Source organism: Streptococcus sp. CF8_Ac1-9 (assembly GCF_024295565.1).
Taxonomy (GTDB): Bacteria; Bacillota; Bacilli; order Lactobacillales; family Streptococcaceae; genus Streptococcus; species Streptococcus parasanguinis_X.
Map to the genome: position 1 here is coordinate 343,360 of NZ_JANCOY010000001.1, position 14,730 is coordinate 358,089.

Below are 14,730 nucleotides of genomic sequence, written 5' to 3' on the forward strand. Positions count from 1 at the left end.
CTGTCCCCTTATCTATTCGTTTTCTTCCACTACTTCTTCATCTTTTTCATCGGGCTGGACTGTTGTAAAGGTCACAATTTTCGCATCCTGATCCAGTCTCATGACTTTCACACCCTGAGTTGAACGACCCGTTTGAGAGATATTTTCAACACTTGTACGGATCATGACTCCGGTATCGGTAATGATCATCAGATCTTCATCCCCTTTAACGGTTAAAAGACCAGCTAAGGGACCATTTTTCTCTGTGATATTGGCTGTCTTGATTCCTTTACCGCCACGGCCTTTGGTTGGGTATTCGCTAGCCATTGTCCGCTTACCATACCCTTTTTCAGTGATGATCAATACTTCATCTTGATCCGTAACGACGCTAGCCCCAACAACCTTGTCTCCTTCGCGGAGATTCACACCACGTACACCTGTGGCAGAGCGTCCCATATTCCGAACTACAGCCTCATTAAAGCGGACAGAATAACCATACTTGGTACCGATAATGACGTCAGCATTGCCATCTGTAAGGAAGACATTGATCAATTCATCCTCATCGCGCAGATTCAGAGCTTTGAGACCGTTCTGACGAATATTTGAAAATTCAGCTACATTGGTCCGCTTGACCAAACCTTGTCGCGTCGTAAAGAAGAGATAAGCTTTATCACTGCGGTCTTGCTCCACATTGATAATGGTTTGAATCGATTCACCTTCGTCCAATTTTAAGAGGTTGACGATTGGTAATCCTTTAGCTGTCCGGCCATATTCTGGAATCTCATAACCTTTCAGACGATAGACACGCCCTTTATTGGTAAAGAAGAGCAAATGATCATGGGTGCTCGTAGAGACCAGTTCACGGACAAAGTCATCATCTTTGACACCAGTTCCTTGGACCCCACGTCCACCACGTTTTTGAGCGGTAAATTCCGCTTGATCCAAACGTTTGATGTAGCCTTTGTTAGAAAGGGTGATCAAGACATCTGTTTCTTCAATCAAGTCCTCATCTTCAAGAGAAAGGACTTCTCCGATCATCAACTCAGTTCGGCGAGCATCGCCAAACTTGCGTTTGACTTCTTCCAATTCTTCCTTGATGATGGTCGCCACACGTTCTGGTTTCGCCAAAATATCAGCCAAATCAGCAATCAAGGCAACCAAATCATCGTATTCACTTTGGATCTTGTCTCGTTCCAAACCGGTCAAACGACGAAGACGCATGTCCAAAATGGCTTGGCTTTGACGTTCAGAGAGCTTGAACTTCGCCATCAATTCAGCTTGTGCTTCAGCGTCTGTCCGGCTATTGCGGATGATCCGGATCACTTCATCGATGTGATCCAAGGCAATGAGCAAACCTTCTAAGATATGGGCACGTGCTTCCGCTTTTTCTTTATCAAAGATGGTCCGTCGAGTCACCACTTCTTTCTGGTGCTCAATATAAGCCCCTAAAATTTGTCGAAGAGAAAGAATCTTTGGAACACCATTTTGGATCGCCAACATATTGAAACCAAAATTGGTTTGCATTTGTGTCATCTTAAAGAGGTTGTTCAAAATAACGTTAGCCGAAGCATCTCGGCGGACCTCAATCACAAAACGAACCCCTTCACGGTTTGATTCATCACGTACAGCTGTAATCCCTTCGATCCGTTTTTCTTGCACCAAGCGAACGATGTGCTCGTGCACCTTGGTTTTATTGACCATATAAGGGAACTCAGTGACAACAATCCGTTCACGGCCACTCTTGGTTACTTCAATCTCTGTACGAGAACGAAGAACAATTGAACCTTTCCCTGTTTCATAGGCCTTATGAATACCTGATTTCCCCATGACCAAGGCTCCGGTTGGAAAATCTGGACCAGGCAGCACTTCCATGAGTTCACGAGTGGTCACTTCAGGATTGTCCATCATCAGCTTCACTGCATCAATGGTTTCTCCCAAATTGTGTGGAGGAATATTGGTTGCCATCCCAACGGCAATCCCTGTAGCTCCATTCACAAGAAGGTTAGGGAAGCGTGCTGGTAGCACCATGGGCTCCCGCTCACTGGCATCATAGTTATCTGCAAAATCAACTGTATTCTTATTGATATCCCGCAACATCTCAAGTGCGATCTTGCTCATACGGGCTTCGGTATACCGTTGTGCAGCGGCCCCATCTCCGTCCATAGAACCAAAGTTCCCATGGCCGTCCACTAGCATATAGCGATAGCTCCACCATTGCGCCATCCGAACCATGGCTTCATAAATAGAGGAATCCCCGTGTGGGTGGTATTTACCCATAACATCCCCTGTGATACGGGCTGACTTCTTATGTGGTTTATCTGGCGTAACACCCAATTCATTCATACCATACAAAATACGACGGTGAACGGGTTTTAAACCATCCCGAACATCAGGGAGGGCACGAGCTACGATAACACTCATGGCATAATCGATAAAACTCGTCTTCATTTCTGATGTTAAATTCACATCAATTAGATTATTATCCTGCATTCAAAAAATGCCTCTCTTTACTTAATTCACCATACTATTATAACACATTTTAGCCTATTTTTCTTCTTAGGAACACAAACGTAAAAACGTTTACATCAAGGATTCATACTGTTTCAGATGACAAAGACTTTCAAAAGTGGTAGAATGAAGTCGTATGAGAATCTATCTCAAAAAAAAATGAAGGAGACGTTTAGACTCATGGATTTGACTAAACAACACAAAAAAGTTATCCTTGTCGGTGACGGTGCCGTAGGTTCATCTTATGCATTTGCACTTGTCAACCAAGGAATTGCACAAGAGCTTGGAATTATCGAAATTCCTCAATTGCACGAAAAAGCTGTCGGAGATGCGCTTGACCTTAGCCACGCCCTTGCCTTCACTTCACCTAAGAAGATCTATGCGGCTGAGTACGCTGACTGTGCGGATGCTGACCTTGTTGTAATTACTGCAGGTGCTCCTCAAAAACCAGGTGAAACTCGCCTTGATCTTGTTGGTAAAAACCTTGCCATTAACAAATCAATCGTAACACAAGTTATTGAATCAGGATTTAACGGTATCTTCCTTGTAGCTGCTAACCCAGTTGACGTTTTGACATACTCTACATGGAAATTCTCAGGATTCCCTAAAGAACGCGTTATCGGTTCTGGTACTTCTCTTGACTCAGCTCGTTTCCGTCAAGCACTTGCTGAAAAATTGGACGTTGATGCTCGTTCAGTGCACGCCTACATCATGGGTGAACATGGAGACTCAGAATTCGCTGTATGGTCACACGCTAACATCGCTGGTGTAAACCTTGAAGAATTCCTTAAAGACACTCAAAACGTTCAAGAAACTGAATTGATCGAATTGTTCGAAGGTGTTCGTGATGCTGCTTACACCATCATCAACAAAAAAGGTGCTACATACTACGGTATCGCTGTTGCCCTTGCTCGTATCACTAAAGCAATCCTTGATGATGAAAATGCAGTACTTCCACTTTCTGTATTCCAAGAAGGTCAATATGGTGTTAGCAACGTCTTTATCGGTCAACCTGCCATCGTAGGTGCACACGGTATTGTACGTCCAGTGAACATCCCATTGAACGATGCAGAACAACAAAAAATGAAAGCTTCTGCTGATGAATTGCAAGCAATCATTGATGAAGCATGGAAAAACCCTGAATTCCAAGAAGCTTCTAAAAACTAAGAAAAAATCATCTCCTTATTAAAAGGGGATGTTTTTTAGCTGCTTTATTTGGATTTGTCAGCAAGGATTTCAAGCAAATAAGGCACAACGAGATTGCTCTCTATGTCTTTCAAAGAAGAAATCCATTTAAAGTCTGTATGCTCTTCTGGATCTAATATAAAATCACGCTCTTCCAAAATCTCGCCAGCATAAACTAGGCGTGTAAAGACAGTATCTTTGCTGGCATCAAATTGACTATCTTCGTGGATAATCTTATTAATCCGAAGCTTTTGATTAACCTCCTCAATAGCCTCACGTAGAGCAGCCTCTCTGGGCAATTCATTCTCTTCTACACTTCCACCTGGAATATCCCAATAAGATGGATAGACATTAGGGAGACCTCGCTTTATTTTCGAGCGTTTGATAAGCAGATACTTCCCGTCTTTCTCAATCAAGGTATGGGCGATTAATTTTACTGTCATTGCATGTTCCTCCAAGAAAGAGCAAAAAAGACTCCGAGGAGCCTCGTTATGAATCATCCACCCTGAGGGAATCGAACCCCCATCTCAAGAACCGGAATCTTACGTGATATCCATTACACTAAGGGTGGCAACTGTTATAGTATATCAAATTTTCAAAAATTTTACAAGTAAAAAAGAGAGTGGAACAGAAATCGGTAATTCGTTAGAATTCGATTTCGTCGTCCCACCCCCGCACAGTTGAGTAGGGCTGTAAAAGCTGATGAAATCAGCGTAGTAGAGCCCACTCAACCACTGCGTCTTGCTCGACAATTCAAAAATAATTGAGAGGCTAGGACTTTTGTCCCAGCCTCTTTTGAATATTACAATTCGATATCGCCAAACAAGTCAGCCATTGAGAATCCAGTTTGAGTTTCTGGAAGATCAAAGTCGCGTTTTTCTTGTTTTGGACGACGTGGGCGAGATTGACGTTTTTCTTGTTTTTCGCCTTCTTCTTGAGCTGGACGTTCTTCAAGAGCTTTGATAGAAAGTGATACACGTTCATCTGCAGCATTTACTTCAAGAACTTTAACAGTTACTTCTTGTCCAACTTTAAGAACATCTTTTGGATTTTCAACACGTTTGTGTGAAATTTGTGAGATGTGTACAAGTCCGTCAATACCTGGCAATACTTCCACGAATGCACCAAAGTCAGTCAAACGTTTAACAGTTCCTTCGATCACATCACCAGCAGCCAATTTTTGTTCTACGCCATCCCAAGGTCCAGGTGTTGTAGCTTTCAATGAAAGTGATACACGACCTTCTTCTTCGTTCAAGTCAAGAACTTTCACTTGGATTTCTTCACCAACAGTTACAACTGATTTAGGTGATACGTTGCGTTCGTGTGACAATTCTGTCAAGTGAACCAATCCATCAACACCACCAAGGTCAATGAAAGCACCGAAGCTTGTGATACGTGCAACTTTACCAGTTACGATATCACCAACGTTCAATTTACCAAATACTTCTGCGCGTGCTGCAGCTGATTCAGCTTCAACAACTTCACGACGTGAAAGAATAAAGCGGTTTTCTTTTGGATCTACTTCTTTGATTTTAGCATCAAATTCTTGACCTACGAAACGTTCAGTGTTACGTACAAAACGAGTATCAAGCATTGAAGCTGGAATAAATCCACGAAGTCCTTCAAATTCTACTGAAAGTCCGCCCTTAACAGCGCGAGTTCCTTTAACAGTAACAACTTCTTCTTCACGTCCGACCAATTTGTCCCATGCTTTGCGAGCTTCCAAACGTTTTTTAGATACAAGGTAAGTTACTGTATCAGTATCTTTCCCAACTACTTGACGAAGAACAAGCAATTCAAGTGTTTCACCTGGTTTTACCAAGTCGTTGATGTCAGCATCACGATCGTTTGTCAATTCGCGAAGAGTCAAGACACCTTCGACACCAGTTCCAGAGATTGCAACGTTAGCTTGGTTCGCGTCAACTGTCAATACTTCAGCAGTAACAACGTCACCTGGTTCAACTTGGCTAACACTGTTTAGCAAATCTTCAAATTCATTCATCTAAAAAATCCTCCAACAATCAAGTTTTCTAAAACTTGACATACTTATAATTATTTTTCCTAAGCAAGCACTCGCAATGAGATCAACTACAATCTTTAACGACTCATCCTATAAAGAAATAAAATACCTGGATAGATATTTTATCACTTATCTGATATTACCTAAGAACTGGGGTAGCTGGATTCGAACCAACGCATGAGGGAGTCAAAGTCCCTTGCCTTACCGCTTGGCTATACCCCAAAAAGAGCGCTGACATCAGTCACTTTATCATCATCACAATGAACGCTAATGGAGAGAGAGGGATTCGAACCCCCGAACCCGAAGGAGCGGATTTACAGTCCGCCGCGTTTAGCCTCTTCGCTATCTCTCCATATAAATCAACAGGATCTATTATACCATTGATTTACTATGATTGCAAGCCCTTATTTATTCAAATTATAATTTTCTATTAAAATTTCAACGGCTTTTTCAAGCTTTTTGTAAAGTGAATCCACATTTCCATTTTTGATAATGGCAAATTGACCTGCCATGTCTGCAATTTCACCAATCGTTTTCTTACCGATGGACAAAGTGAACCCATCAAAAGTGTCTTTCCCGACGATTACTTTACTATCAACGATTTGAATCTCAATTTTCTTATCTTTTTTACTCATTTCAACCCTCTTTTCACTTTTTCTATTTTACAAAAATTCTCTTGATGACGCAAGAGAAAAGGGAGTGGGCAGAAAGAATTTAGTTAGAAATTCCTTCTTTCTCCCACCCCCGAAAAGGTCATTCGGCACTCTTTTGAGCCTAAAAGCGAATGAAGAGAAACTTTAGCTACTACGTCCTTCGTTAAGACTCGTTCTCATTGAAGCCTGGACACTTTTATCTCAGATGCTTTCGGTTTAATCGACTTTGACAATCCATCCTTCTGGCGCTTCGACATCGCCAAATTGGATACCGGTCAACTCGTCATAGAGCTTACGTGTGATAGGACCTACTTCTGTTTCAGAATAGAAGACATGGAAGTCATCACCGTGTTGAACACCTCCGATCGGAGAGATGACAGCTGCGGTACCACAAGCTCCTGCTTCTACAAAGCGATCCAGCTCATTAATAAAGACATCCCCTTCAATTGGTGTCATACCAAGACGGTGTTCTGCCAAGTAAAGCAAAGAGTACTTGGTGATCGATGGCAAAATAGACGGACTCAATGGCGTCACAAATTCGTTATTAGCAGTGATACCAAAGAAGTTTGCAGAACCAACTTCTTCAATCTTGGTGTGAGTCGCTGGATCGAGGTAAATCACGTCAGAGAAGTTACGATCATGCGCAATCTTACCTGGCAACATACTAGCTGCGTAGTTCCCACCAACTTTTGCAGCCCCTGTACCATGTGGTGCAGCACGGTCATACTCATCTTGAATCAAGAAGTTCGTTGGGACCAAACCACCTTTAAAATAGTTACCGACAGGCATGGCAAAGATGGTAAAGATATACTCATCTGCTGGATGCACACCAATAATATCACCAACCCCAATCAAAAGTGGACGAAGGTAAAGGGTAGCTCCTGTACCATATGGTGGAACATACTCTTCATTGGCTTTTACCACTGCCTTACAAGCATCTACAAACATGTCAACAGGTACTTGAGGCATCAGCAACCGATCTGCTGTGCGTTGCAAACGTTTAGCGTTTTGATCTGGACGGAACAATTGGATACTTCCATCTTTTGTACGGTAGGCTTTCAACCCTTCAAAGGCTTGCTGACCGTAATGCAAACTTGGAGAAGATTCGGACAAATGCAAAGTCGCATCTTCTGTCAATTCCCCTTTTTCCCAAGCTCCATTGCGATAATATGCCAAATAGCGATAAGGTAATTTCATATATGAAAAGCCAAGGTTTTCCCAATCAAGTGATACTGTCATGATAATGCTCCTTTTAATTCTTTCTATTCCTAGTCGATCTGATGCAGGTCGATTCAGTTTCTCAATCTATGTACACTATTGTACACCATTTCATGAGAATTTCAAGCGAAATTTTCAATTTTCAGAAAATTTATTTTTAAAGAAAGTCAGTCCTAGAATGGACCGACGCTTTCTTTTATTTGATGGTAGCTGAAAAAACTTCTTGATCCGAAATGGTATCGTTGACAAAGGATCCATTGCTTGTTCTTTCAGAAATGCTTAATTGCGTCAAATCAATTTCTGTCACCTGCCCTGTTGTAGAAGTGATCTGAAGAATTTGATCTTGTTCTGCCACTTCATCTTGGCTCGTAAAGAGATCAAAATCTCCCTGGTCAGTGAAGACTGGACCTGCCTTGAAGACGCGGTGTGGTTTATTTTTCAACTCACGCAAGACCTGTAGTCCCCGTTTGGCCCGACTGGTCACAGGAATATCGTCTTGTAACATCCGTTTCAGACTACCTCTATGAGTCAGAATGTACATGCTTGGCGTCGTTGACTTAAAGACGGCCACAACTTGGTCCCCATCTTTGAGGTTAATGGCTTTGACCCCTGCTGCTTTGGCTCCTACGACAGGGACCTCCTCAACATTGAAGCGCAACCCATACCCATTTTTAGTAATGATCATGATATCTTCAAGAACAACTGGCGCAACTGCTACGATACGGTCGTCTTGATCTTTTAGCTTAGCATACTTAGTCGATTTAGAACGATAAGTCCGCCATGGGCTCAATTCCTTGCGTTCAAAGCGCTTGATTTGACCTTGTTGGGTTGCTGCAAAGTAGGTAACTCCCTCAAACTGATCCACAATCTCCGCAAAGAGAATTTCTTCCTCTTGCTCGAAATTGGTCAAGGTTTGACTGAGGTGCTCTCCGATATCCTTCCACTTGGTATCTGTCAATTCGTGAATTGGTCGATAAATGGCATTCCCCAAGTTGGTAAAGAGTAAGAGATGCTGAGTGGTCTTAGCAGGCTCTACGAAAATCAATTCATCGTCGTCCCGCTTACCGACTTCTTCCACTGTCGACGCATTGAAGGAACGAGGAGAGGTCCGTTTAATGTAACCCGCACGGGTCACGCTGACGAAGGTTTCCTCTTCAACGATCAGACTAGCTGTATCGATCTCAATCGTTTTAGCAGTGTCTTGCAACTCACTGCGACGAGGGTTACCAAAGAGCTTCTTGACTTCACGCAATTCCTTCTTCATGAGGTTAAACATAGTCCGTTCATCCCCAATGATGGCTGCCAAGGTCGCGATTTGCTCCTTGAGACTGGCATGCTCTTCTTCCAATGTCACGATATCCGTATTGGTCAAACGGTACAATTGCAAAGTAACAATAGCTTCTGCTTGTTCTTCCGTGAAATCGTAGCTGACCTTGAGGTTTTCCTTGGCATCTGCCTTGTTTTCAGAAGCGCGGATCAAGGCGATGACTTCATCGAGGATAGAAATGACGCGGATCAAGCCCTCTACGATGTGGAGCCGTCGTTCTGCCTTTTCCTTATCAAAGCGCGAGCGAGCGACAATGATATCCCGACGGTGAGCAATGTAGCTAGACAGGATTGGCACAATCCCCACCTGACGTGGTGTGTAGTTGTCAATTGCCACCATATTGAAGTTGTAGTTGACCTGCAAATCCGTATACTTGAACAAGTAGTTCAAAATCAAATCTGCATTGGCATCTTTTTTGAGCTCAATGGCAATACGAAGACCGTCACGGTCAGACTCATCCCGAACTTCTGCGATACCGGCAACCTTGTTGTTAACACGGACATCGTCGATCTTCTTGACCAAGACTGCCTTGTTGATCTCATAAGGAATCTCGGTGACCACGATTTGTTGCTTACCACCTTTGAGTTGCTCGATTTCTGTCTTAGAGCGGACAACCACCCGGCCCTTACCAGTTTCATAGGCTTTCTTGATCTCATCACGCCCTTGGATAATGGCACCAGTCGGGAAGTCAGGCCCAGGTAGAAACTCCATGAGCTTGTCTACCTTGGCAGATGGATGGTCGATCATGTAGACCACGGCATCGATGACTTCAGCGAGATTATGTGGCGGAATATCTGTCGCGTAACCAGCTGAAATTCCTGTAGCTCCATTGACCAAAAGGTTTGGAAAGGCCGCCGGCAAAACAGTTGGCTCTTTTTCTGTATCGTCAAAGTTCCAGGCAAAGGGCACTGTGTTCTTTTCGATATCTTGCAAAAGATAACCAGCGATTTCGGACAAACGCGCTTCCGTATAACGCATGGCCGCTGGTGGATCACCGTCCATGGAGCCATTGTTTCCGTGCATTTCGACTAGGATCTCGCGGTTCTTCCAGTCTTGAGACATACGGACCATGGCATCATAGATAGAAGAATCCCCGTGAGGGTGAAAATTCCCCATGATATTTCCGACAGACTTGGCAGACTTGCGGTAGCCCTTGTCATGGGTATTGCCATCCTTATTCATAGAATAAAGAATCCGCCGTTGAACAGGTTTCAAGCCATCCCGAATATCAGGAAGAGCCCGTTCTTGAATAATGTATTTGGAGTAGCGACCAAAGCGCTCCCCCATGATGTCCTCTAGGGACATATTTTGAATATTAGACATAAGATACAAAGCCCTTAAAATACAAAGTGAAAATTAGAAATTTATCTTTTTCACACAGCACTCAGGGCGTGTTCAACTCCTTTCAAAGAATGTTGAGTAGTCTTTTGTAGAAAAAGGAATTCAGTCACACCAAGTAACCAAACGTTCCTTTCTGATGTTTAAAATAGATTCATTAACGATTAGAAAGTTTCTCTTTAGCATAAGAAATCATTTTCTCTGGAACTTCCATATCGTAAGTAACCCCCATCTTTTGAGCCAGAATTTGAGCTTCTCGATTGAATAGCCCCATGGTAGCAAATAAAGACTGAATGATTTTATCGAAACTAGATAAATCAAGCAAAGCTGAGAACTCCTTCTCTTGCCCGGCTGGTAGATACTGGAAGAGGTACTTGTAGTTCTTTCCGATATCAACTATTCCCCTATCGCTTGTCACCTGCCAAGCTATGACCTTAAGCAATTCTTGCTGACAAATGCCATAGAGGTGGTCGGTCGCATAAATAAGCTGATTTCTTCGAATGGCCTTTACGACATATGCCGATACCCACCAAAATTCATTGCAGGCGGCTGCAAATTCCTCTTCAGTAGGAGGAGCGGTCCAGTAGCGCTTGGAATTAGGCTGATAGGCTTCAAACAAGCCTTTGTCGTCTTTTATAACTTCAAAATTTGCTTCGCTGTCCACCCACTCTTGGATATACTCCTTGGGACAGAGGGTCAAATCGATACGGTTGCCGTCTTCAAATAGCATGAGATACAGACGACGATGTCCCAGACGGTTGTGCTGTTCGATGAGTCGATTTCCGTACTGATCCAACCAGGATAAATATGAAATCAGGTCTTCCAGATCATCAACGATATAGACCACATCATAATCTTGAAACTCGTCTTTGGGTGCCCAAGGATTGGCTCGCGAACCGGATAAGGCAATTGCTTCTACTTCTAGAGTATCAGCTATTTGCAAAATCAGATTCATCATTTCTGTATCAGTTCTCATCTTTTACTCCTTCATGGCTATGAGATACCTGGAATTGTTAATTTTTATCAAAATAAAGAGAAACAAATGGAAAAAACGATATGATCGTAATAACATGTTTCGCTAAATGGATGTTAATGATCCTCTTAAGAAATTGCCCTTGAACTTTAAAAATCCCCCTACTCATAAAGAGGCTAACTAGAAGTAAGAAAAATAAAATTAGAAAGTCTTTCAATAATTTCCATATATAAACAGAATAGAAATCGCTCTCCCTTTATATCCTCAAGTGAAATGATTTGAATGTACTACATAGAATAAAAGAACAATTCGAACTACCTAAATATCCTGCAGTACTCCAAGGCGATTTATCTTTTTCATAAGAAAATAGTCCTGCATTCAATTACCGCCACGTCTGGAAACAAACTATCCTTTCTGTAATTTCAAAACATATTTCCAAAAATCGGTAATAAGTTTTCATACAGCATTTAGGGCGTGGTCACTCGTTGAAAATTATCATAAAACAAAAACAATAATATATTTAATGTAATTATTAATTTGCGTAATTTGTGTTCAAATTCATACTCTTACTTTCTTAACTAGGATAATAGATAACTATAAGTTCTTTGTAACTCCCAATCCTATTGCACATATAATTCCAAAAGTCAGAAGTACTGGATCCCAATAAATTACAATAATTAGAATAAGAAGAATTATATATATGAACATCCCTATAAAATTTGTTGGATCATTTGTTACATTTTTCCACTTGAAATGAATTATGATAGAAAGTAGTAGTATACATATTATTCCAAGAACTAATGTAACAACATAATCCTTAGTTTGAAAAATCTCAAATGATTGTGCAATTAAGCCTTTCCTCTGTGCTAGAATACTTTTTATAGTATCACTATTTTTAAAAATAATCACTTTTATACAACAAATTATCGAATAAGTAGCAATAAAAATAAACTCAATACCTAAGCCAAACTTTTTTAAATAACATAAAAGATCTTCCATTAGTCTCTCCACTAAAATTTAAATAAAATCGTAATTAAAAATGTGATTAAGGCCCAAATAAGTGTCAATTTAGGGGCCATGGTAGATTCATCTTTAATTAACCACTTATAAACTATTAAAACAACATCATAAGCTAAATAAGTCAACAGATTTAAAAAAATATAAGTAAAAAAAACAAAAAGATTACTAACTTGCTTATTACCCACAGAAATAAAGTACGAAACTAAAGTAAAAATAGCACATATAGATATTAAAAAAGTTAATAAATTCTTTTTTTTATCGTTATACGATAGACCGACTTTAAAAAGAAAAATCATTATACTAATAAATGTTACTAGAACTATTTTGTTTTCTAATGATAACAAATCTAATTCATTAGACTTGCTATTGGTTATAATAGCAATCCAAATCTTGATCAACCTAATAAAATATAGAGTTAACAAACCACTAACAGGAACAGTAATCCATAAACGATTTTTATTTTTCACACTAAAACACCCCACTCTCCTCAAGCGTAAACTTAACATTGTCTTCAATCCATTGACGACGTGGTGCAGCCTTATCTCCCATAAGGACGGAGACACGGCGTTCTGCACGCGCTAAATCATCAATGGTGACACGGATCAGGGTGCGGGTTTCTGGGTTCATGGTGGTTTCCCAAAGCTGGTCCGCATTCATCTCCCCCAACCCTTTGTAACGTTGGAGGGTTGCTCCACGACCAAAGGTCCGACGCAACTCTTCTAATTCGCTATCTGTCCATGCATAGGCTACTTCTTCTTTCTTGCCTTTGCCCTTAGACATCTTATAAAGAGGAGGAAGGGCAATGTAGACATGTCCTGCTTCTACCAAAGGGCGCATATAGCGATAGAAGAAAGTTAAGAGGAGGGTTTGAATGTGGGCCCCATCCGTATCCGCATCGGTCATGATGATGATCTTATCATAGTTAGCATCTTCCACTGAGAAATCTGCCCCAACACCAGCACCGATGGTGTAAATCATGGTGTTGATTTCCTCGTTCTTGAGGATATCACTCATATTGGCCTTCTCAGTATTAAGAACCTTCCCACGAAGTGGAAGAATCGCTTGGAACTTCCGGTCCCGTCCTTGTTTGGCAGAACCGCCGGCTGAGTCTCCTTCGACTAGATAGAGTTCGTTTTTCTTAGGATTTTTAGACTGGGCAGGTGTCAATTTACCAGACAAAAGTCCCTTGTCCTTTTTGCTCTTCTTGCCATTTCGACTTTCATCCCGCGCTTTTCGAGCGGCTTCACGCGCATCCCGGGCCTTTATAGCCTTACGAATCAGATTAGAAGCCAACTCCCCATTTTCCATGAGGAAGAAGGTCAATTTATCAGAAACAATGCTATCGACAACTGGACGAGCCAAGGGACTTCCTAATTTGTCTTTGGTTTGCCCTTCGAATTGCAAATGGGCTTCTGGAACCAAGATCGAAAGAACAGCAGACAAACCTTCGCGGTAGTCTGATCCCTCTAGGTTCTTGTCTTTTTCTTTGAGAAGACCCGTCTTTCTTGCATAGTCGTTCATGGCCTTGGTAATGGCTGTCTTAAGACCTGTCTCATGGGTTCCCCCATCTTTGGTACGGACATTATTAACGAAGGACAAGATATTATCTGAGTAACCATCATTGTATTGCATGGCCACTTCTACCTGAAAACCATCTGATTCGCCACTAAAGTAGAGAACAGGTGTCAAAGTTTCCTTATCTTCGTTCAAGTACTCTACAAAATCTTGGACACCATTTTCATAATGAAAGGCCACATGGTTGTCTTCTTCCTTGCGGAGGTCGGTCAGCGTCAGCGTCACGTCCTTAAGCAAGAAGGCTGATTCTTTGATCCGCTCAGCAATGGTATTAAATTTGAAATCCGTCGTTGAAAAGATGGTTGGATCTGGCATGAAGGTGACCTTGGTCCCTGTCTTAGACTTGGGAGCAGAGCCAATCTTTTCGAGGGTTGTAACTGGTTTTCCCCCATCTTCAAAACGTTGCTTGTAGACAGCTCCATCACGCGTAATTTCTACCTCTAGCCAGCTAGAAAGGGCATTGACGACAGAAGATCCCACTCCATGAAGACCTCCAGATGTCTTATAGCCTCCTTGGCCAAACTTCCCTCCGGCGTGGAGGACCGTAAAGATCACCTCAACGGTTGGTTTGCCCATAGCATGCATCCCGGTCGGCATTCCACGTCCCTGGTCTTCTACCGATAGAGAACCATCTTTATTAATCGTTACATCGATTTGTGATCCAAAGCCAGACAAGGCTTCATCGACCGCATTATCCACGATCTCCCAGACCATGTGATGTAAGCCATTTCCGTCGGTCGATCCGATATACATCCCTGGACGTTTACGGACCGCATCCAACCCTTCTAGTACCTGAATGGCATCGTCATTATAATTATTAATATTGATTTCCTTTTTTGCCACAAGGAACCTCCTGTTTGTTCATCTTTTCTATATTACAGTTTTTTAGGAAATTTTGCAAAATTTTTTCTCTTTATATGGAGATTTCTATATA

General features: G+C 41.8%; 10 protein-coding genes and 3 tRNA genes. 1 reads left to right on the forward strand and 12 read right to left on the reverse strand.

Translation table 11 applies throughout. The annotated features are described in order from the left end of the window. Positions 1–12: 12 nt before the first annotated feature. Positions 13–2,469, reverse strand: coding sequence for a DNA gyrase subunit A (gene gyrA / locus NML76_RS01675; RefSeq protein ID WP_254728079.1), 2,457 nt, complete (start codon positions 2,467–2,469; stop codon positions 13–15). Positions 2,470–2,667: 198 nt separating this feature from the next. On the opposite strand from gyrA, the gene NML76_RS01680 reads away from it, so the two are divergent. Then, positions 2,668–3,654 (forward strand): L-lactate dehydrogenase, encoded by a 987-nt coding sequence (locus NML76_RS01680; protein ID WP_021153137.1) that lies wholly within the window; start codon positions 2,668–2,670, stop codon positions 3,652–3,654. 44 nt (positions 3,655–3,698) lie between these two features. Here NML76_RS01680 and NML76_RS01685 read toward each other — a convergent pair whose 3' ends face one another. From NML76_RS01685 to parE, 11 genes are all read right to left on the reverse strand, one after another. Then, the gene (locus NML76_RS01685) at positions 3,699–4,115 is read right to left on the reverse strand and encodes an NUDIX hydrolase (protein WP_045759394.1); all 417 of its coding nucleotides are present in this window, start codon (positions 4,113–4,115) and stop codon (positions 3,699–3,701) included. A 56-nt stretch (positions 4,116–4,171) separates the two neighbouring features. Next, positions 4,172–4,243: transfer RNA gene (locus tag NML76_RS01690), tRNA-Arg, on the reverse strand. Between the two features lie 231 nt (positions 4,244–4,474). Further along, positions 4,475–5,674, reverse strand: a complete 1,200-nt coding sequence (gene rpsA, locus NML76_RS01695) for a 30S ribosomal protein S1 (protein ID WP_061604646.1) — start codon at positions 5,672–5,674, stop codon at positions 4,475–4,477. A 168-nt stretch (positions 5,675–5,842) separates the two neighbouring features. Continuing rightward, positions 5,843–5,914: transfer RNA gene (locus NML76_RS01700), tRNA-Gln, on the reverse strand. Positions 5,915–5,963: 49 nt separating this feature from the next. Next, positions 5,964–6,044: transfer RNA gene (locus NML76_RS01705), tRNA-Tyr, on the reverse strand. Between the two features lie 52 nt (positions 6,045–6,096). Next, the gene (locus NML76_RS01710) at positions 6,097–6,327 is read right to left on the reverse strand and encodes a DUF2969 domain-containing protein (protein ID WP_031576999.1); all 231 of its coding nucleotides are present in this window, start codon (positions 6,325–6,327) and stop codon (positions 6,097–6,099) included. Between the two features lie 234 nt (positions 6,328–6,561). Beyond that, positions 6,562–7,584 (reverse strand): branched-chain amino acid aminotransferase, encoded by a 1,023-nt coding sequence (locus NML76_RS01715; protein WP_070450115.1) that lies wholly within the window; start codon positions 7,582–7,584, stop codon positions 6,562–6,564. A 175-nt stretch (positions 7,585–7,759) separates the two neighbouring features. After that, the gene (gene parC, locus NML76_RS01720; protein ID WP_254732530.1) at positions 7,760–10,213 is read right to left on the reverse strand and encodes a DNA topoisomerase IV subunit A; all 2,454 of its coding nucleotides are present in this window, start codon (positions 10,211–10,213) and stop codon (positions 7,760–7,762) included. A 172-nt stretch (positions 10,214–10,385) separates the two neighbouring features. After that, complete coding sequence (locus tag NML76_RS01725) at positions 10,386–11,204, reverse strand: aminoglycoside 6-adenylyltransferase (protein ID WP_049515019.1); 819 nt, start codon at positions 11,202–11,204, stop codon at positions 10,386–10,388. Between the two features lie 591 nt (positions 11,205–11,795). After that, positions 11,796–12,200, reverse strand: coding sequence for a hypothetical protein (locus NML76_RS01730; protein WP_049515018.1), 405 nt, complete (start codon positions 12,198–12,200; stop codon positions 11,796–11,798). A 489-nt stretch (positions 12,201–12,689) separates the two neighbouring features. Next, entirely contained in the window at positions 12,690–14,639 is a 1,950-nt protein-coding gene (gene parE, locus NML76_RS01735) for a DNA topoisomerase IV subunit B (protein ID WP_254732532.1), read from the reverse strand. Between the last annotated feature and the right edge of the window lie 91 nt (positions 14,640–14,730).

Excerpts from the sequence above, each read along its gene's own strand:
- gyrA (WP_254728079.1), bottom strand. The coding sequence starts at position 2,469 with ATGCAGGATAATAATCTAATTGATGTGAATTTAACATCAGAAATGAAG.
- NML76_RS01680 (WP_021153137.1), top strand. The coding sequence starts at position 2,668 with ATGGATTTGACTAAACAACACAAAAAAGTTATCCTTGTCGGTGACGGT.
- NML76_RS01685 (WP_045759394.1), bottom strand. The coding sequence starts at position 4,115 with ATGACAGTAAAATTAATCGCCCATACCTTGATTGAGAAAGACGGGAAG.
- rpsA (WP_061604646.1), bottom strand. The coding sequence starts at position 5,674 with ATGAATGAATTTGAAGATTTGCTAAACAGTGTTAGCCAAGTTGAACCA.
- NML76_RS01710 (WP_031576999.1), bottom strand. The coding sequence starts at position 6,327 with ATGAGTAAAAAAGATAAGAAAATTGAGATTCAAATCGTTGATAGTAAA.
- NML76_RS01715 (WP_070450115.1), bottom strand. The coding sequence starts at position 7,584 with ATGACAGTATCACTTGATTGGGAAAACCTTGGCTTTTCATATATGAAA.
- parC (WP_254732530.1), bottom strand. The coding sequence starts at position 10,213 with ATGTCTAATATTCAAAATATGTCCCTAGAGGACATCATGGGGGAGCGC.
- NML76_RS01725 (WP_049515019.1), bottom strand. The coding sequence starts at position 11,204 with ATGAGAACTGATACAGAAATGATGAATCTGATTTTGCAAATAGCTGAT.
- NML76_RS01730 (WP_049515018.1), bottom strand. The coding sequence starts at position 12,200 with ATGGAAGATCTTTTATGTTATTTAAAAAAGTTTGGCTTAGGTATTGAG.